Consider the following 19889-nt stretch of genomic DNA (forward strand, 5'->3'; position numbering starts at 1 on the left):
TAACTGGAAGATATCATGTTAATAAATGCTGGAAAATTATTAATGGTTTTTGTTTGGGGTTTTATGATTTTTAATTTAATCCATCCGTTTCCTAAACCATTAAAATATTTTATCGATGTAGCAATGATATTTATGATTTTTATGCATGCTATGCAAGCCATTTTTTTGCAAGCCGCTTTTGCAAAAACAGAAAAACATCCTCGTTGGCTGCAAATAAAAATATTTCTATTCGGCGTTTTTGAACTTTTAGCCTGGCAGAAAAGACAAAAAAACGACAAATTGCAACAATAAACCATAAGCGATTACAAGAGCCATGCCTAATTGGCTAATAAATTTAGTTATTTTGCATTGGCTTTGATTTCAAAGCGAATAAATCTTGTTCCCTGTATATAAAGGGTACCTTTATCTCCTTTTTTAATCACATTGTATTCCTTTTCCGTTTTAACAAAAATCTTTATCACTTCACTAGTTGATAGACGCCGAAAATAAATTTCATAACGAAAAGTTTCAGGAATAACAACCTCTCGTTGACGTGAGCGCATATTAGGATAGGGATAATCTTTCTTGTCAATAATCTCAACTTGATAGCTGATAATCGGCGAATTATCATTAATTACATTTTGTCGACGCTGATCAAAAAAACGTTTCGTCGCTAGCATAATAATGGTAATAACGAATATAACCGATTTATTCACAATATTTTCCAGGCTTTCATCATTTATGTCATTATTATTGTCTATCCTCTAATAGGATCAATAATTTCTAATTAATCTTTTTAGCTTGTGGGGAAACAATGATTAGTTGGCCATTTCTTGCTGTGTTATTTTCTGGTTGGCTCTATATTGATGCTGCCTATCGCGGCCCACAATGGCAATGCTGGCTGTTTCGTCCAGTTACGCTATTATTGCTAGTATTTTGGGCCTGGAGTGCCGATATTACTGATACTTCCGGCTACCTGATCATAGCGGGGTTATTCGTGATGCTGATGGCTGGCAAATGCTTTCGAGTGAACGCTTATTACCCGCTATTTTCTTGTTATCTCTTAGCTTCCTACTTTATACCATCAGTTTTGCTCTGCAAATGAGCTTCTCTTTCTACTTGCCATTACTAGCTATCTTGCTGATCCTGAGTGTTATTGTATTATTTATAATCTGGAGACCGGCAGGGTCACTACGGGCGCCTGTCATTTTTCTACTAATAATGTCATTTATTATGGCATGGATAGCGGGTGAACAATATTTTGGTCTAGCAAGAGAACATAATTTCTCCATTATGATAGGCGCATTTTTACTTTTTATTGCTAACAGTATCTGGCTGATCGCCAATTTTCGTTATCCATTTAAAGCGTCTAAAGCGACAATTACTGCTTGCTATTTTATTGGTCAGTTTTTAATTGTACGTTCGCTTTATTTATAAGTTTGATAACTATTTTTTTGCTAATAGCATTTTTTATCAAAAAATCCCCTCTTTTATGTTTGACTTTAGAGTTAACTCTAAAGTGTAAAGTAGCTCACAGAAACGAAATTTTAAGTTGAGTGCATTAAAAGGGGATACTATGTGTGCACATACCCATAAACAACATAAGCATACTACACGATGTTGCACAATTAGCGGTTGTTGTAGCGCTAAAAAGAAAGTTAATGGTCACAAGCAGAGCAAAAAAACAGTATCACAATCAGTAAAACCGTCAGCTGATGAAGAACATCACCCTGCGAAAAGTCACGCTAATCTTACTGATCTGCATGTACGCAATGATACCAATAAACATAACTGTGTAAGTGAACATTCACTTATTTCTAAGGAAAGCAATGCTTTTATATCAAAAGGAAAGCAGCGCTTCCATTGGATTGTAAGCGGTATGGACTGCGCAAGCTGCGCGCGTAAAATTGAAATAGCCGTCAGTAAGGTCAATCATGTTAAACAAGTAAAAGTGCTATTTACAACCGAAAAATTGATTGTCGATGCTGATCATGATGTTCGTGATGATGTAATCAAAGCTGTGCAACAAGCTGGCTTCAAATTATATCACCTCAATACAGCTGAGTTAGCAGCAAAAAACAGGCAAAATAATCCATTTAGTGAATCTAAACGTATCATTATTTTACTATTTTTAATGCTAATCAGCTGGGTAATTTCCTTCATTGATGTAAAAATAGGACAAATTGCTTTTATTCTAACAACATTATATGGACTCTATCCGATCACTGTTAGAGCAATACAGTTAATACGCTCAGGTACTTTTTTTGCGATAGAAACACTCATGAGTGTGGCAGCAATAGGCGCATTATTTATTAATGCCAGCGAAGAGGCCGCGATGGTACTGTTGTTATTCATGTTAGGAGAAAGATTAGAGTCATATGCCGCAGGACGCGCGCGGCGAGGCATTAGTAGTTTAATGGCTCTTATTCCTGAGCAAGCGTCGCTAATTAAAAATGGGGTAAAGATCACTGTTCCTGTCTCAACTCTGCAACCAGGCGATATCATTGAAATTGTTCCCGGTGGCCGTTTACCAACCGATGCTGAATTACTGAATGAATTTGCCAGCTTTGATGAAAGCGCACTAACGGGTGAATCAATGCCTGTTGAACGAAAAACAGGCGAACAAGTACTGGCAGGTGCACTTTCCATCGATCGCGCTATACAAATGAAAGTGGTATCCGAACAGGGGCAAAATGCAATCGATCGCATTATGATATTAATCGAGGAGGCTGAAGAGCGCCGCGCACCGATTGAACGATTTATTGATCGTTTTAGCCAAATTTACACGCCCACTATTATGTTAATCGCTATATTGGTTATTATTATTCCCCCGCTATTTTTTGCTCAACTTTGGGATGTATGGCTCTATCGTGGCCTAACTTTGCTATTAATCGGCTGCCCTTGTGCCTTAGTGATCTCTACGCCAGCGGCAATTACTTCTGCCCTGGCCGCAGCAACCCGTCGAGGTGCACTGATTAAAGGTGGCGCAGCTTTAGAGCAATTAAGTTCAGTCACCCAAGTGGCCTTAGATAAAACGGGTACGCTTACCGAAGGAAAACCGCAAGTTACAGACATCATAACAGCTGAAACCGTGGCTCAGGAAACACTATTGCAATTTAGCGCTTCAGTCGAAAATGGCTCACACCATCCCTTAGCAAAAGCGATTTTGGCCAAAGCTGAAGCACTAGAAATTAATGTTGAACCCGCCGAAAATCATAAAGCATTGGCCGGTATTGGGGTGGAGGGTTATTTGGCAGGTAAACATATTCTGGTATCAGCACCGAATAAACTGGCTGACGATATATTAACCATAAAATGGCAACAAACGGTAAAAAAACTTGAAAATCAAGGCAAAACCGTTGTGGTGGTATTAGTCGATAATAAGCTACTTGGCATTATTGCAATGCAAGATACATTACGCATAGATGCGTTTGATGCTGTTAATAAGCTGCGAAAACTTGGTATTAAAACTGTCATGCTAACGGGGGATAACCCACTGGCAGCTAAATCAGTTGCCCAAAAAATTGGTTTAGATTATCGGGCGGGACTGTTACCTGAAGATAAAGTCAATGCAATTATATCGCTCAGTAAAACCGATCATACCCTGATGGTTGGTGATGGTATTAATGATGCTCCCGCAATGAAAGCGGCTAATGTTGGTATTGCCATGGGTAATGGAACGGATGTCGCGCTTGAAACCGCTGATGCGGCATTAACACATAATCGGCTAACTGGATTAGCCGAGATCATTATGTTGTCGCGAGCAACCAGAGCCAATATTCGTCAAAACATTTCTATCGCCTTAGGACTAAAAGCCATCTTCCTTGTGACTAGTTTATTAGGCATAACCGGCTTATGGATGGCTGTTTTAGCGGATTCTGGTGCTACGGCACTAGTGACCGCAAATGCACTGCGCTTATTAAAGGCACGTCAGACAGAATAAACTTTTTATTAAATATTATTTATATATTGGATAAAGGAGAGGCATATTGCGATAACCTCTCTTTTTCAATATATTATTTTATTTAACAGCGTTTCATTTTTAGTATTAATTCACTTTTTTGCGGATCAAATAACGGTACGGAGTTTGCTCAATCTCTTCAGCTAAAAGTTGATGTTGCATGAAACGACAAAAGGCAGGAATATCACGAATTGTAGCCGGATCATCAGCAATAATTAATAACGTTTCACCTTCAGCCATCTGACGAACCATTTTTCTTATCATCATCATTGGTTCAGGACAACGTAATCCTTGTGTATCAAGGGTTCGATTTGGATTAGTAAAAATATCTGGCATAGGTATTTCGTTTTAAAGCCTCTTCAATAGCTTGGCATTATATTACAAATCAAATAAATTCTCCTGCCATTTATTAAATAAAAATAGATAAGAAAATTTTACTATTCATTTTGCTTTAATCTTATCTCAGGCGTATGATGCACTGCGTAAATTAAATTGTCATGGGTTCCCTCACCCCATTTAACCAAAAAGGTATAATATGTTCGAATTGACGCCACAACAGCGAATTAAGGCTCTCATCTGGCTTTCCTTTTTTCATATTTTGATAATTAGCTCAAGTAATTATCTGGTACAACTGCCGATTACCATTTTTGGCTTTCATACCACATGGGGAGCATTTACTTTCCCTTTTATTTTTTTGACAACGGATCTAACTGTACGTATTTATGGTGCTGCTCTCGCTCGCCGGATTATTGCTGCGGCTATGCTGCCAGCGCTTTCTGTCTCCTACATTCTGTCGGCACTTTTTTACCAAGGACAATGGCAAGGGTTTATTACACTAAATGAATTTAATTTATTTGTTGCCCGTATTGCGCTAGCAAGCTTCATGGCTTACGCTTTAGGCCAAATTATGGATATTTTCGTGTTCAATAAATTACGTAATTATCGTCGTTGGTGGATTGCGCCAACTGCTGCAATGTTTTTCGGTAATCTACTAGATACGATTGCTTTCTTTTTTATTGCATTTTATCGCAGCACTGACCCTTTTATGGCGACAAACTGGGTGGAAATTGCTTTAGTCGATTATAGCTTTAAGTTATTTATTTGTATGTTATTTTTTCTTCCTGCTTATGGGTTGATGTTGAACTTCATTCTAAGCTACTTTTTCCAGGGTCAACACGCAAAGAATTGTTATTTAGCTAGCAGATAATAATTAAGTTGAATCAAGTCAAAATATGCCTAATTGAATATCTGTTTAACAATAAAGCCATTCATTGAGTGGAGAATAACAATGTCCACTCAGTGCAAAATCGTGCAACCCACAGAACGCTCAGCAATAATTTCCGCTAGGGGAGAGTTATTCGCTTAAATCTGATATTTGATACTGACTTTATAAGCGATCATCTATCACAATATAAACAATTTTTAATCAATAATGTTTATTAAGAAACAAAACGAGCATTCATAGTGATTTTTGATAGCAGAACTCAAAAATTTATGACGAAGTTCACACTTATGCTTGAATAATTAAAAAATTATTTCTATGGCCGATATATATTTTGTCTGTTTACGCACAAATTTATAACATTTTCGCATTCATATGCAGACATATGCATTAACATGAGTTATCTTAGCGCGCGATTAAGAAAGAAGACTGAATAATAACGTCTCACATTTTTCGTTTTAGCAATTGCTTATTACTTGATAGCAATAATTTAAATGCTATCGGAGGGGAATTATGTTAAGTATTTTCAAGCCAGCACCACATAACAAAAGAGTTCCGGCAGATCAAATAGATCCACTATATCGCCGCCTACGTTGGCAAATTTTCTTTGGTATATTCTTTGGTTACGCTGCTTACTATCTAGTTAGAAAGAATTTTGCCTTAGCAATGCCCTATTTAATTGAGCAAGGTTTTTCTAAAGGTGATCTTGGTTTTGCGCTATCTGGTATCTCAATTGCGTATGGTATCTCAAAATTTATCATGGGTTCCATCTCAGATCGTTCAAATCCGAGAGTATTTTTACCTGCTGGGCTAATTTTATCCGCCGCTGTGATGCTGATTATGGGCTTTGTGCCTTGGGCAACTTCAAGCATTATGATCATGTTTGTTCTACTCTTCCTGTGTGGTTGGTTTCAAGGTATGGGATGGCCTCCCTGCGGCCGAACAATGGTTCACTGGTGGTCACAAAAAGAACGTGGTGGTATCGTTTCGATTTGGAACTGCGCACATAATGTTGGTGGTGGCATCCCACCTTTATTATTTATATTAGGTATGGCATGGTTCCACGACTGGAAAGCAGCGTTATATATGCCAGCTTTTGCTGCCATTTTAGTTGCTATCATTGCTTTTGCTCTAATGCGTGATACTCCACAATCCTGTGGTTTACCACCGATTGAAGAATATAAAAATGACTACCCACCTGATTATACCGCTAAAAATGAAAAAGAGCTGACCGCAAAGCAGATCTTTATGCAATATATTTTGCCTAATAAACTGCTTTGGATGATAGCTTTTGCTAACGTTTTTGTTTATTTACTACGTTATGGCGTTCTTGACTGGTCGCCAACTTACTTACGTGAAGTTAAACATTTTGCTATGGATAAATCCTCGTGGGCTTATTTCTTATATGAGTATGCAGGTATTCCTGGCACACTACTTTGCGGTTGGATGTCAGATAAAGTTTTTAAAGGGAATCGTGGTGCCACTGGCGTATTTTTTATGGCATTAGTAACCATTGCAACCGTTGCCTTCTGGCTTAATCCTCCAGGAAATCCTCATATTGATATGGCTTGCATGCTAATTATTGGGTTCTTGATCTATGGCCCTGTTATGTTGATTGGTTTACATGCACTTGAATTAGCTCCTAAAAAAGCCGCTGGCACTGCTGCTGGTTTTACCGGTTTATTTGGCTATCTGGGTGGTTCGGTAGCGGCAAGTGCTATCGTGGGTTATACCGTTGACTATTTCGGCTGGAATGGCGGCTTTATGGTAATGATTGGCGGTAGTCTGCTATCTGTTATTTTATTGTTTATCGTGATGTTAGGTGAAAGTAAACACAAGCGCCAAATGATGGAACAACATGGCTAATTTTTTTCATAAATCTACTATTTTTAATTAATAAACTCGGCCAACAGGGGAAACTTCACTTTATCGCTGATTTCCCCAATCATAATAAAGAGAATTATACTAATGAATATAAAATTAAATACCTTGGTTGCTAGTATGTTATTAGTTATGTCGATGTCAACAATTGCCCAATCTAATGCAAAAGTCGTTATTGCTCATCGTGGTGCAAGTGGTTATCTGCCTGAACATACATTACCCGCCAAAGCAATGGCTTACGCGCAAGGTGCCGATTTTCTTGAACAAGATCTGGTAATGACAAAAGATAATGAGCTAATTGTACTACATGATCACTATCTTGATAACGTAACAGACGTTGCTGACCGCTTTCCAGGCCGTGCTCGCAAAGATGGTCGCTTTTATGCCATTGATTTTACCTTACCAGAAATTCGTTCACTCAAATTTACTGAAGCCTTTGAAATCAAAGACGGTAAAAAGGTGCAAACCTATCCTAACCGTTTCCCGATGGGAAAATCCAACTTCCATATTCATACTTTTCAAGAAGAAATTGAATTTGTCCAAGGTTTAAATAAATCAACCGGCAAAAACATAGGCATTTATCCTGAAATTAAAGCACCTTGGTTTCATAAGCAAGAAGGAAAAGATATTTCGACTAGGGTGTTAGAAGTACTGAAGCAATATGGCTACAGCAACAAAAGCGACAATGTTTATCTCCAATGTTTTGATGCTAATGAATTAAAACGTATTAAAAAAGAGCTTTTACCTAAATTAGGTATGGATTTAAAACTGGTTCAATTAATTGCTTATACTGATTGGCATGAAACCTATGAAGAGCAGCCTAACGGTAGCTGGACTAACTATAGCTATGATTGGATGTTCAAACCAGGCGCAATGAAAGAAGTGGCTAAATATGCTGATGGGATAGGACCAGATTATCACATGCTTATTAGTGACAACTCCAAGCCTGGTAAAATAAAGCTTACTGCTATGGTTAAAGATGCACACAAAAATAAGTTAGTCGTTCATCCTTATACCATTCGGATTGATAAGCTACCAAATTACGTGAAAAACGGTGAACAACTGTTTGATATTATCTATAACAAAGCTAACGTCGATGATGCCTTTACCGATTTCCCTGATCGTGGGGTAAAATTTTTGCAAAAGCAGCATCAACATCAATAACAACCACCAATAAACTCAGCGGTAACAATTTACCGCTGATTACTATTAGCTTACTAATATTAAGCCCGCTCGATAGAAAAAGAGATAACATCACTGATTTTTTCTGCATTCAACGCCAACATAACTAAACGATCAATGCCTAAAGCAACGCCTGAACAATCAGGAATGACTTTATCTAATGCAGCAAGGAGACACTCATCAATAGGCTGTTCTGGTAAACCCATTTTTTCACGAATTTGGTTATCATGCTCAAAACGTTCTCTTTGTTCTTGTGCATCTGTCAACTCACGAAAACCATTAGCCAACTCAATACCCTTAAAATAAACTTCAAAACGTTCAGCAACCCGGTGATCTTCTTTACTAATTTCGGCTAATGCTGCCTGTGAAGAAGGGAAATGATAGATAACGGTGGGTTTATCTTTACCTAAATTAGGTTCAACTCCCATAGTAAACAAAAATTGTAACAACACATCCTTGTCTTCTTCTGTTTCTGCGTTATTTAAACCCAACTTCACTGCTGCATCACGCAATTGTTTTCTTTCTGATTCCGGTGCTAATGGATCAATATTTAGATAGCGCTGAAAAGCCTGTTGATATGATATCCGTTCAGTTGGTTGGCAGTCCAAAATCTGTTGCAGCAAATCATCCACTTCATCAATAAGTCGGTACATGTCATAATGAGGTCGATACCATTCAAGCATAGTAAACTCTGGATTATGGTAACGTCCCTCTTCTTCATTACGAAAAGCTTTAATTATTTGGTATATAGGCCCACTGCCAGCCGCTAGCAAACGTTTCATATGATACTCCGGACTGGTTATCATATACAATTTGGTGCTGTCAGCGATCACTGGAGCAATAAATTGGGTTTCAAACGGCGAAAGATGAATATCTGTTACCGTGAATTTACTTAATATAGGCGTCTCTACTTCTACTACTCCCCGATCGATGAAAAAACGTCTGATTTCAGCAATAATTTTGGCTCTTTTCAGTAAGTTATTGATAGACGCGCTTGGTTGCCAATTCACTATCTCACTCATTGTAAAAACTCCAAAAAAGAATAAAGCGCGCTAGTTTACTCGCCTGTAAACAAATAAACAAATGTTTCATATCGTTAATCTCATCACTAGGTTTTTAACAAAAATAAGCTAACCCTTAGTTGAATAGTAAGAGAACTTGAAAATATTAATTAGTTGAAAGAAATAATTAACATTAGTTATAAGTTGATATAACTATTTTCTATATCATCTCCAATTTAGCTGAATAAAGAAAATATTTCAACTGAAAATCATCATACCATAAAAAACAAATTCAAATAATATCAATATGTTAAAAGTATTAAGAAGTTATTTTCAGCTGTAAGATTAATAAAAATACTAAAAATAATCATTTTAATGCATTAGTACAAATATTTATTATTAAATAATGCATTTATTTATAATGATTTTATAAACACAAAAATATCATAAATATGACTAAAATTACCTTATTGCTCATGGAAATATTATTAATGAATATATTTTATTGATGATAAAAAAACCTAAAATGGAATAATGTTATATACCAATAAATGAACATATAATTATGCTATTTTTATTAAATAAAAATCATATTATTTATTATGTTAGCAACAAAAATTTGCTACTAATGCTTGTTTGAAACTTATTGAAAAATCATTATCAATAAAAATAAAACCAACTCTAAATCCATTAAGGTAACAAGATAACATATAACCTTAATTATACTCATTTTATGGTCAAAAATAGCGAATTTTTAAACAAATCTATTCGCTCTCACTTTTTATAAACAAAATCCTAGAAAACTTATACCTGAATCAAATCTCTGTCGGTAACAATTTGTTATAAATTGCTAAATAATAATTTATTGTTAATTATTAATCATAATTAAATAACAATGCCATAACAACATGAAGTTTATTTCAATTAGTAATGGAGAAGCATAGTGTGCAAACCTTTAATGCTGATTTAGCCATAATAGGAGCTGGTGGAGCAGGTTTAAGAGCAGCAATTGCTGCTGCTGAAGCTCATCCCCATCTGAAAATTGCCTTGATTTCAGAAGTCTACCCCATGCGCAGTCATACCGTTGCTGCAGAAGGTGGCGCTGCTGCAATCGCTCAATCCCATGATAGCTATGATTATCACTTTAATGATACGGTTTCAGGAGGAGATTGGTTATGTGAACAGGATGTAGTTGAATATTTTGTCAAACACTGCCCAACAGAAATGACACAATTGGAATTATGGGGATGTCCATGGAGTCGTAAAAAAGATGGAACTGTGAATGTCCGCCGTTTTGGCGGAATGAAGATCGAGCGCACTTGGTTTGCTGCTGATAAAACCGGCTTCCATATGTTACATACTTTATTTCAAACTTCACTCAAATACCCACAAATCCAACGATTCGATGAACATTTTGTATTAGACATTCTTGTTAATGAAGGACGAGTACATGGCCTAGTTGCTATTGATATGATGGAAGGCGCTCATATTCAAATTAGCGCAAATGCCGTTATTATGGCCACCGGTGGTGCCGGTCGGGTTTACCGTTATAATACTAACGGTGGAATTGTTACTGGTGACGGCATGGGTATTGCGTTACGCCATGGCATTCCATTACGTGATATGGAATTTGTCCAATACCATCCAACTGGTTTGCCAGGCTCTGGAATACTCATGACTGAAGGCTGTAGGGGCGAAGGTGGGATCCTCATCAACAAAGACGGCTATCGTTATCTGCAAGATTATGGTTTAGGGCCTGAAACTCCACTAGGTAAACCAGAAAATAAATATATGGAATTAGGTCCACGAGACAAGGTTTCTCAAGCTTTTTGGCATGAATGGCGTGCAGGACGCACAATAAAATCATCTCGCGGTGATGTTGTACATCTTGACTTACGTCATCTGGGGGCAGAGAAACTACATGAACGTCTGCCTTTTATTTGTGAATTAGCCAAAGCTTATGTCGGCGTCGATCCAGTTACAGATCCTATCCCTGTCCGCCCAACCGCGCACTATACAATGGGAGGTATTGAAACGGATCAGAAATGTGAAACATCAATTAAAGGTCTGTTTGCTGTGGGCGAATGTTCATCTGTTGGCTTACATGGTGCAAACCGCCTAGGTTCTAACTCCTTAGCAGAATTAGTCGTTTTTGGACGATTGGCTGGCACCGAAGCGGCTAAATATGCCACTGAAGCCCCTCCAGCAAATAATAATGCTATTGAATTAAAAGCGCGTGAGATTGAGACCAATTTAACCAAGCTATTCAACCAAAAAGGTAAAGAGAATTGGGCTAACATCCGTGATGAAATGGGAATAGCAATGGAGGAAGGCTGTGGCATCTATCGAACACCAGAATTAATGCAAAAAACCATAAATAAATTAGCCGAACTTAAAGAACGCTTTAAACAGATTGAAATTACAGATCATAGCAGCGTCTTTAATACTGATTTGCTCTATACTATCGAATTAGGATTTAGTCTGGATGTAGCAGAATGCATGGCTCACTCTGCTTTCTATCGCCAAGAATCTCGTGGCGCCCATCAGCGTCTGGATGAAGGCTGTACTGAACGTGATGATGTTAATTTCCTAAAACATTCTCTTGCCTATTACGATTCACAAGGCGCGCCGCATATAGCTTATCGTGATGTAAAAATTACCAAATTAGCACCCGCTAAACGAGTATATGGTGGTGAAGCAACAGCACAAGAGCAAGCAAATAAGGAGCAAGCGAATGGCTAAGATGAAAACACTGAAAATGGAGATCATGCGCTATAATCCTGAAACAGACGATGTCCCTTATCCTGTCACTTATGAAGTTCCTTATGACGAACAAACCTCTTTGCTGGATGCTCTCGGTTACATTAAAGACCACTTAGCATCGGATCTCTCGTACCGCTGGTCTTGTCGCATGGCCATATGTGGCTCTTGCGGTATGATGGTTAATCAAGTGCCTAAATTAGCCTGCAAAACTTTTTTACGGGACTATACCGATGGTTTAAAAGTAGAAGCATTGGGAAATTTTCCTATCGAAAGAGATTTAGTGGTAGATATGACCCATTTTATTGAGAGCCTTGAAGCGATTAAACCCTATATTATTGGTAATAATCGTAAAGTTAGTGATGGCCCTAATAAACAAACACCTAGTCAAATGGCGAAATACCATCAATTCTCTGGCTGTATTAATTGTGGTCTCTGTTATGCTGCTTGCCCTCAATTTGGTCTTAATCCAGAATTTATCGGCCCTGCGGCGATCACACTGGCACAACGTTATAACCTCGATAATCGCGATAAAGGCCAAAAAAAACGCATGCCATTACTAAATAGCGATAATGGGGTATGGAGTTGTACATTTGTCGGTTACTGCTCTGAAGTATGTCCTAAACATGTTGATCCTGCTGCGGCAATTCAACAAGGAAAAGCAGCAAGTGCTGAAGATTTTATTATCGCTATGTTGAAACCAAGCTAAGGAAAAAAAATGACGACAAAACGTAAGCCCTATGTTCGCGAAATGTCATCAAGTTGGTGGCAACAGATTGAATTTTATCGTTTTTATGTTATCCGTGAAGCAACCGCCATCCCACAAATTTGGTTTAGCTTAGTCGTGCTTTATGGCGTTTTTTCATTACAAGCCGGTCCTGAAAGTTGGTCTAACTATGTTGCCTTGCTCCATAATCCTATCGTTTTACTAATTAATATTTTCACTTTAATAGCGACTTTATTTCATACAAAAACCTGGTTTGAACTGGCGCCTAAAGCGGTCAATATTGTGATAAAAAATAAAAAAATAGCCCAAGAAAGCATCATAAAATTATTCTGGGGTATCACTTTTCTAGTAACAGTCATTATCTTAGCTGTAGCGCTAATATAATCTAAGGAGAACAATGATGAATCACCCTCCTAAACGTTCTGATGAACCTATTTTTTGGGGATTATTTGGTGCTGGTGGTATGTGGAGTGCAATTGTCTCTCCCGCTATTATTCTTTTGCTAGCAATTTTAATTCCTTTAGGTTTAGCGCCAGAAATGTTCAGTTATGAACGCATTCTGACATTTTGCCAAAGCTTTATTGGTCGTATTTTTTTACTATTAATGATCATTTTGCCTATTTGGTGTGGGCTACATCGACTTCATCATGGCATGCATGATCTAAAAATAGCAATTCCGGCTGGTAAATGGATTTTTTATGGTGCTGCTGCCATTATTAGTGTGATTGCTATTATTGCTATCATCAAACTCTAATCAATAACTAATCTAATAATAAAGCCAGATCATATCCAACTATCTGGCTTTTATATTTGTTATACATATTGACTAGTTTAACTTATAGACAGGCTAGCAACAGCTCGTTCCAGTTCGTCAATATTATTAGCCGTCAAATACGGACGAATAACTGCAAAATCTACAGTACTAAGCCGGTAAATATTTAGGGCTAAAAGCCGCGAGATCACCAAAGGCTCAAAGCGCTGTCTGACCAATTTAGCTGGATTGCCGGCTAATATAGTATAAGGTTCAACATGGGTGGTAACCACACTACCCGCTGCTACGATAGCACCTTCACCAATAGTAACTCCCGGCATCAGCATGGCACGCATGCCAATCCAGCAACCATTATCCAAGTGAGTATCACCTCGCGCTAAATAGGCTTGCTCAATAGTTTGCATGAAGGGATAAATACTGAACCAATCAGTCCGATGAGTATTGTTGCCCCCCATCAAGATCACTACTTCAGCAGCAATGCATACATAATCACCTATCCAGAGTTGATCAACGGTGCCCAGTGGCGTCCACCGTTGACTAATACTATCGCCATGCAGATAGCGAACCACACTTTTCTCAAAACCGTCATCCCAGCATTGGCTGTAATAACTATTTATACCTTTAACGTGAATATTAGGGTTAGTAACTGTTTGGTGGAGCAATTCTACTTTAGACCAATGTTTAATTTTATCTGGCATGGTTTTTAATCTCTAATAGGGTTAAAAGCCACGGAACGTTATTCCGCAGCAGTGAAAGCACGTTCAACCTTCATTGCGTTATTAAGCGATACGGGGATGATGTAATAGAGGATAGATTGGCATAATAATTACCTACAATAATTAATATTAGCTATTGAGCGTTATAGGCTTCAAAGGTTAATAGTTTATCCAATTGGCTTTTGTCCTTGGGCCAACTGTCCAATATCATTACAATTACCTTTTCACTCAATTATAACTCAATCAAAAGATAAGTAACCAGCGGCAAAAATTGCTGTTATTTAAGTAACCATTGTACTAATCATATTGACTAATCTAATCTTTAATTGCGCCATAATCAGCATAGACAAAAAACAATTTCAGTTAACCATATGAAATGGATTTATAAATTAAAATTTTAAAAGAATAGGCTTGGAAAAAAGTTTCAGTGAAAATTTCAATTTTTTACCGATTCTGACTATTGCTGAAATAGATTACTAAACATATAAAAAATTATTTCTATATGAAATAATAATCATACTAAAATATCACAAAAATAATACTTACTAGCGAGACGTTTATGAGAAAACTGAATTTTTTACTATTCCATTAACTTTACTTTCTAGCTATACATTCGCTCTAGATACGGCGCCCAAATGTATAAAGGTAGATCAACAACAAATTGCTAGTTTATTCAATCGTTGGAATGATTCATTAAAAAGTGGCGATGCAAAAAAAGTTTCGGCGAACTACCTCGCAGATGCAGTATTATTACCAACTATATCAAGTCAGGTTCGTTTAACGGATGCTGAACGTGTCGACTATTTCAAACACTTTTTAGCCAAAAAACCAGTAGGAAAAATTGATAACCGAACTATTCGTATTGGTTGTAATAAAGCAATCGATATCGGTACTTATACTTTTACTTTTAAAGATAAATCCACTGTTTCTGCTCGTTATACATTTACCTACGTCTGGGATGGTAAAGAGTGGAAGATATCAACCCATCATTCATCGGAAGTACCAGCAAATAAGTAAAAATTTTTTTAATTAGCTAACCACTTTAAGTAACGCTATTCAAAGGTGACTGATTAGATAGTCACCAATTTAAATTTAAAATAGCCTCAAAAGATCAACACTATTTTTTCCATTACTTCACCTTGTCCATGCTGTAGGCTGACTCTCATTTTATAAATACATCCCTGTATTATTAAACTTCCTTGTTCTCTATTTTTAACCTAATCATTTAAATGACTTCCAATCGTTTAAAACGTTCGATATAAACATTTATGATTAGCAAAAACTATTGATGCACAAATATCGATCGAATAAAGCGATTGATTAATCTAGTTAGGATAGAAAGAGATGTTTTAAACAACAATATATTTATTATTAAAGGAATATAATCCACTATTGCGCAAAAAAATTTAAGTAAATATAAGTAATAAACCTTTTAACCAATTAAATAGCAAAGTAACATTTAATTAGCAAAGAAAATTGACAGCATAAAATATGCTATTTTCAGTTAATCAAAATATCCTATTCGATGGCTCAAATGTGTTATTACAAATTAGTAACCATAGTGAAAATTTTTCTACAACGTTTGCTAGCAGCTTTAGCATTATGCTATTCAATAACGGTTTTTGCTCATCCCCACAGTTTTATTGATATGCAAAACCAATTACAAATAAAAGATGGTCACCTTATTGCGATGAAAATGACTTGGGTTATGGATCCCATGACATCAGCTGATTTACTTTATGATGCACAACAGGCAAAAGAAAGTGATGAAGTGTGGAAGCAATTAAGTGCAGAAGTCATGGCTAATGTTATTAAGCAACACTATTTTACCTCTCTATATGATAAGAATAAGTTAATAAAATTTCGCTTTTACCCTAAAGAGTATCACCTATCGCGCAAAGGCAACCAAGCCGTGCTCTCTTTTACGTTAGAATTAGCTAAACCAGAACCTATAACAGGTAAGACATTAACCGTAATGACTTATGATCCGAGTTATTATGTTGATATGACTTATCGCAGCAAAAAGCAAATTTCATCGCTAACTGATACCTTATCTCAATGCAAAATTCAACTGATAACACCTAAGCCCAGCGCATCGATGATTAACTACGCCCTTTCTCTTGATAAAGGAGAAACTCCACAAGAAGACCTTAGTCTCGGCCAACAATTTGCGCAAAAGGTAAACATAATATGTCAATAATGCCCAATAAGCCTGCAATCAATCTATTTAATAAGAAATACGCTATATTAATCGGATTATTTAGTTTCATTTTTATCGTATTGTCATTTTATCTGTACAAATATTGGCATCTTGGATTACAACTAGCGATCACTGGGCAGCGAGAACTTAATCAACATCTTTCTTCTCTTCTGATGCGCGTGGCAAACTCGCCAACTGAAGCAGGCTTATTACTGGTTGGTTTTAGCTTTTTATATGGTTTATTACATGCTTTGGGACCCGGGCACGGAAAAATCATTATTACCACTTATATTGCCACCCATTCTTCACGACTAAAAAAAAGTCTTACCCTTACGTTATTAGCATCCTTATTACAGGGAGCTATTGCTATTCTTTTAACATCGATTGTCCTCGGATTATTCCAGCTATCTAGCCGACACTTACATCTAAGTAGCTTTTGGTTAGAAAAATTAAGCTACGGCTTGGTTTTTTTTCTTGGTCTATTATTATTTCTAAAAGCGATTTCTCGACTGAGAAAAATATTTAAAAAATCTCGGTATGCTCCCTATCAATTTACTAAAATTCATTCGCCCACCCAACCTCAACATTCTCATGACTGTAATTGTGGTCACAAACATGTATTGTCTGATGAAGAATTACAAGGCAATTGGCGAACTCAACTTGCTGTTATTGCTGCAATGGGGGCACGTCCTTGCTCTGGCGCATTAATTGTTCTACTTTTTTCCTATGTAATCGGTGTTTATTTTTGGGGAATTATTGCCGCTCTAATGATGGCCTTAGGAACCGCAATAACTATTAGCGGAATTGCATCACTGGTCCATAGCGCCCGTCATCTAGCAATTCGCTATTCAAAATGGCAAGGATTTAAAATCAGCCCTTACTGGACTTTAGGAATGATGTTAATAGGCGGCATAGTGTTAACCATTGTGGGATTACTTATGTATCAAAGTGTTGAAATTCCAAAAACAATGGGTTCTTATATTTTTGGCCGTTAAAAGTAGTACCATAATTTTATACTCATCATAATGGCACTTGATAAAATAAATAATAGCGTTAGATACTGCAAAACACGATCAGATAAATGCAACATTAAATATTTGGCCAGCGGCATAGTAATCAATGACCCTACACATAGGATAAAAGCAAGAACAATATGAGTATGCCCATCGCGCATATAGGCTATTGCTGATGAACCTGATAAAATAGTGGTGACAAAAATCGCGGTGCCAATCGCTTGTTTAATTGATAATTTTAAATAACGTAATAATAGTGGCAATACAACAACACCACCTCCTACTCCAGTCGCACCAAGCACTACCCCAGCAGCGATAGCAGGCAACAGTAAAGATCTTACGTTAATAGTGTTATTTTTTTCCAACTGATTTAACGAAAATGAAAAAAATATACGATAAATAAAGAGAAAAAGGGAATAAATAATCGCGACTACAATAAGGATATTAATGGCTAATTCAACTTGCTGTTGATAACCTTGCCATTGACTAAAATAAGTTACTAAAAAACTTGTCAATACTGTGGCTGGTAACATAATAACTAACACAGCCACAGCACTTTTAATCGGAACATTGCCTAAACGAAAATGCATATAAGAAGATGAGATTTTCATTAGCATAGAAAGAAAATTGGCGGTTGCAACTGCAGACAAGGCATCCATACCAAAAAAATAAGTTAAAATCGGTAATACAATAACTCCCCCACCAACGCCGGTTAAGCTAATAATTAATCCCAAAATTGCGCCAATTATCAATTCTGCTACCAAAAACATGATTAATTACCTTGCATGGAGAATTTACATTAGCTATCAATCAGTTCGTCACGACATGTGAAAGTTAATGATAAAAATCAATTCCAAATCATGAGATTAAAATATGGCTAACACACTCAATAATCAAAGCCGGAACACGGTTACAAACATGGATCCGGATTTGATATAACTGGGAAAATTTATACAGGATGAACTGGAACTAAAACTTCAGTTGCAATAATAACAACCAATAATCCAACTAAAACTGGAATAGACGTACGTTTAACCACTTCAAAAGGTGAAATTTTCGCCATTCCTGACACAGCAACCACCACACCTGACACCGGAGACATTGTTCGACCAAGATTAGAGGCCTGTAACATAGGGATAACTAGGTAAGTCGGATTAATTCCCATTTGTGCGGCTAACCGTGGGATCAATTCAACAAAAGAGTAAAATGGTGCATTACCGGAACCCGTTGTCATTGCCGCCAACATAGTAATCACCACCAACACAATCATCATTACAATAGCGCCAGACCCAAAAGATTGTGATAAATTAATTAACGAGGTAATAAATCCGATAGTACTTAACCCTTGGGCAAATACGCCGGCAGCCACCAGCAGTACAACAACTGAGACAAATGCATCAGCCATACCACGATAACAAACATCTAACCCATCAAATACCGTTTTTACCCTAAAATAGCGCACAAATTCAATTAAGCTCGTTAGAATAATGCAGCCAACGATAATAGTAATAATATGTAATTGAGGTGCCCATTTACCATCAAAAATTAATACCCCAATAATGGGCGTAAAAGGTAAAATAGCATAATAGTCAGGTGCTTTGGTCTTTATTTCATTAACATCAAGTTTTTCTGTTTTTACCTGTTCACGTTTATCAAGGTAGCGTTGCCAAAAAAAGTGGCTAATGGCCATAGCAATAATAGCAATAATCGAAATAGGCAACGTGGTTTTAAAAGCAAAATCAATTAGTGGCATGCCTGATGCTTTTGCTGCTAATACAACATCACCTGATGTAGGAGCCAAAATTATTGCAGCTGGTGAGGCGCAAATTGCTGCTGCAGCGCCACGACTAATTCCGACATTAACCATAATCGGAAATAGGGTTGCCATCAATAAGACACCCAGTCCTGCTGCAGAAGACACTGCTAATGACATTAAGCAAGCGACAATATATGCCGCAACCATGAGTGCATAAGGTGAATTGATCATTTGTAATGGCTTAGAAGCTATTATGACCACAACATCATTAGCCCCAATATGGGTCATATAGGCAGCAAAACCACATAAGATCATAATCATCATGCCTAAATCACCACCACGGCTCATCAGTAGGTATTTGATATATTCTAAAATATCGGTGGTTTTCCAACCCGTCACTGGCACATCATTAGGTAATATATTTTTACCCATAATAGCGCTGATAATAAGCAGCAATATGCCGCCAATCATTAAAACACCGGTAGCTGAATAGCCTTTAATAATATAACGACCTATTCCAATCGTAACTAATACACCCATTAAGAGTTCCATCATTTTACTCCTCTGTATCTACCCCAAGGCCGTCAAAAATAGTAATAAAAATTTATTTAATCATTATGAATATTATTTATTTTAATAATAAAGTAACGATGAAAAAACAATTTACCGATTAAAGTTTGATTAATAACAGTATTACCCCAAACTTCTCCTATTTTATC

At 36.9% G+C, this 19889-nt stretch carries 18 protein-coding genes and 1 pseudogene; 13 read left to right on the forward strand and 6 right to left on the reverse strand.

Features of this window, described 5'->3' with window-relative positions:
* Positions 1 to 15: 15 nt before the first annotated feature.
* Positions 16 to 291, forward strand: a complete 276-nt coding sequence (locus tag LDL57_RS14095; protein WP_180559372.1) for a DUF1145 family protein — start codon at positions 16 to 18, stop codon at positions 289 to 291.
* A gap of 47 nt (positions 292 to 338) precedes the next feature.
* On the opposite strand, the gene LDL57_RS14100 is transcribed toward LDL57_RS14095, so the two are convergent.
* Positions 339 to 695: a DUF2500 domain-containing protein gene (locus LDL57_RS14100; RefSeq protein WP_180559371.1), complete on the reverse strand. Its 357-nt coding sequence runs from the start codon at positions 693 to 695 to the stop codon at positions 339 to 341.
* A gap of 98 nt (positions 696 to 793) precedes the next feature.
* On the opposite strand from LDL57_RS14100, the pseudogene LDL57_RS14105 reads away from it, so the two are divergent.
* Positions 794 to 1416, forward strand: a pseudogene (locus LDL57_RS14105) (lysoplasmalogenase).
* Between the two features lie 139 nt (positions 1417 to 1555).
* Positions 1556 to 3922, forward strand: a complete 2367-nt coding sequence (locus LDL57_RS14110; RefSeq protein WP_225506200.1) for a zinc/cadmium/mercury/lead-transporting ATPase — start codon at positions 1556 to 1558, stop codon at positions 3920 to 3922.
* A 105-nt stretch (positions 3923 to 4027) separates the two neighbouring features.
* On the opposite strand, the gene tusA is transcribed toward LDL57_RS14110, so the two are convergent.
* On the reverse strand, positions 4028 to 4276 hold the full coding sequence (gene tusA / locus LDL57_RS14115; protein WP_180559369.1) for a sulfurtransferase TusA: 249 nt from the start codon (positions 4274 to 4276) through the stop codon (positions 4028 to 4030).
* A 199-nt stretch (positions 4277 to 4475) separates the two neighbouring features.
* On the opposite strand from tusA, the gene LDL57_RS14120 reads away from it, so the two are divergent.
* From LDL57_RS14120 to glpQ, 3 genes are all read left to right on the forward strand, one after another.
* Positions 4476 to 5147 (forward strand): 7-cyano-7-deazaguanine/7-aminomethyl-7-deazaguanine transporter, encoded by a 672-nt coding sequence (locus tag LDL57_RS14120; protein WP_180559368.1) that lies wholly within the window; start codon positions 4476 to 4478, stop codon positions 5145 to 5147.
* A 528-nt stretch (positions 5148 to 5675) separates the two neighbouring features.
* The gene (glpT, locus tag LDL57_RS14125) at positions 5676 to 7028 is read left to right on the forward strand and encodes a glycerol-3-phosphate transporter (RefSeq protein ID WP_180559367.1); all 1353 of its coding nucleotides are present in this window, start codon (positions 5676 to 5678) and stop codon (positions 7026 to 7028) included.
* Between the two features lie 102 nt (positions 7029 to 7130).
* Positions 7131 to 8207 (forward strand): glycerophosphodiester phosphodiesterase, encoded by a 1077-nt coding sequence (glpQ, locus tag LDL57_RS14130; RefSeq protein ID WP_180559366.1) that lies wholly within the window; start codon positions 7131 to 7133, stop codon positions 8205 to 8207.
* A 59-nt stretch (positions 8208 to 8266) separates the two neighbouring features.
* On the opposite strand, the gene epmA is transcribed toward glpQ, so the two are convergent.
* Positions 8267 to 9247 carry an elongation factor P--(R)-beta-lysine ligase gene (gene epmA, locus LDL57_RS14135; protein WP_225506203.1) on the reverse strand — a complete coding sequence of 327 codons (981 nt, stop codon included), beginning with the start codon at positions 9245 to 9247 and terminating at the stop codon, positions 8267 to 8269.
* A 924-nt stretch (positions 9248 to 10171) separates the two neighbouring features.
* On the opposite strand from epmA, the gene frdA reads away from it, so the two are divergent.
* The 4 genes from frdA to frdD are packed head-to-tail and all read left to right on the forward strand — an operon-like array spanning position 10172 to position 13467.
* Positions 10172 to 11968 (forward strand): fumarate reductase (quinol) flavoprotein subunit, encoded by a 1797-nt coding sequence (frdA, locus tag LDL57_RS14140; RefSeq protein WP_180559364.1) that lies wholly within the window; start codon positions 10172 to 10174, stop codon positions 11966 to 11968.
* Positions 11961 to 12695 carry a succinate dehydrogenase/fumarate reductase iron-sulfur subunit gene (locus LDL57_RS14145; RefSeq protein ID WP_180559363.1) on the forward strand — a complete coding sequence of 245 codons (735 nt, stop codon included), beginning with the start codon at positions 11961 to 11963 and terminating at the stop codon, positions 12693 to 12695. The genes frdA and LDL57_RS14145 overlap by 8 nt, the downstream gene beginning before the upstream one ends.
* 9 nt (positions 12696 to 12704) lie before the next feature.
* The gene (gene frdC / locus LDL57_RS14150; protein WP_180559362.1) at positions 12705 to 13097 is read left to right on the forward strand and encodes a fumarate reductase subunit FrdC; all 393 of its coding nucleotides are present in this window, start codon (positions 12705 to 12707) and stop codon (positions 13095 to 13097) included.
* Between the two features lie 13 nt (positions 13098 to 13110).
* Positions 13111 to 13467, forward strand: a complete 357-nt coding sequence (gene frdD, locus LDL57_RS14155; protein WP_180559361.1) for a fumarate reductase subunit FrdD — start codon at positions 13111 to 13113, stop codon at positions 13465 to 13467.
* Between the two features lie 77 nt (positions 13468 to 13544).
* Here the strand turns inward: frdD and LDL57_RS14160 are convergent, their stop codons facing one another.
* Positions 13545 to 14183: a CatB-related O-acetyltransferase gene (locus tag LDL57_RS14160; RefSeq protein ID WP_180559360.1), complete on the reverse strand. Its 639-nt coding sequence runs from the start codon at positions 14181 to 14183 to the stop codon at positions 13545 to 13547.
* 657 nt (positions 14184 to 14840) lie between these two features.
* On the opposite strand from LDL57_RS14160, the gene LDL57_RS14165 reads away from it, so the two are divergent.
* The 3 genes from LDL57_RS14165 to LDL57_RS14175 all read left to right on the forward strand — a co-directional run bounded on the left by LDL57_RS14165 (position 14841) and on the right by LDL57_RS14175 (position 17396).
* Positions 14841 to 15218 (forward strand): SgcJ/EcaC family oxidoreductase, encoded by a 378-nt coding sequence (locus tag LDL57_RS14165; RefSeq protein WP_441293613.1) that lies wholly within the window; start codon positions 14841 to 14843, stop codon positions 15216 to 15218.
* A gap of 517 nt (positions 15219 to 15735) precedes the next feature.
* The gene (locus LDL57_RS14170) at positions 15736 to 16401 is read left to right on the forward strand and encodes a DUF1007 family protein (protein WP_180559359.1); all 666 of its coding nucleotides are present in this window, start codon (positions 15736 to 15738) and stop codon (positions 16399 to 16401) included.
* Positions 16392 to 17396 carry a nickel/cobalt transporter gene (locus LDL57_RS14175; RefSeq protein ID WP_225506209.1) on the forward strand — a complete coding sequence of 335 codons (1005 nt, stop codon included), beginning with the start codon at positions 16392 to 16394 and terminating at the stop codon, positions 17394 to 17396. The genes LDL57_RS14170 and LDL57_RS14175 overlap by 10 nt, the downstream gene beginning before the upstream one ends.
* Here the strand turns inward: LDL57_RS14175 and LDL57_RS14180 are convergent.
* Both LDL57_RS14180 and dcuC read right to left on the reverse strand, forming a co-directional pair.
* Complete coding sequence (locus tag LDL57_RS14180) at positions 17393 to 18184, reverse strand: sulfite exporter TauE/SafE family protein (RefSeq protein ID WP_180559358.1); 792 nt, start codon at positions 18182 to 18184, stop codon at positions 17393 to 17395. The genes LDL57_RS14175 and LDL57_RS14180 overlap by 4 nt on opposite strands.
* Positions 18185 to 18363: 179 nt before the next feature.
* Positions 18364 to 19725 carry an anaerobic C4-dicarboxylate transporter DcuC gene (gene dcuC, locus LDL57_RS14185; protein WP_225506211.1) on the reverse strand — a complete coding sequence of 454 codons (1362 nt, stop codon included), beginning with the start codon at positions 19723 to 19725 and terminating at the stop codon, positions 18364 to 18366.
* Between the last annotated feature and the right edge of the window lie 164 nt (positions 19726 to 19889).

The sequence above is a fragment of the Arsenophonus apicola genome (genome assembly GCF_020268605.1).
Classification (GTDB): Bacteria; Pseudomonadota; Gammaproteobacteria; order Enterobacterales; family Enterobacteriaceae; genus Arsenophonus; species Arsenophonus apicola.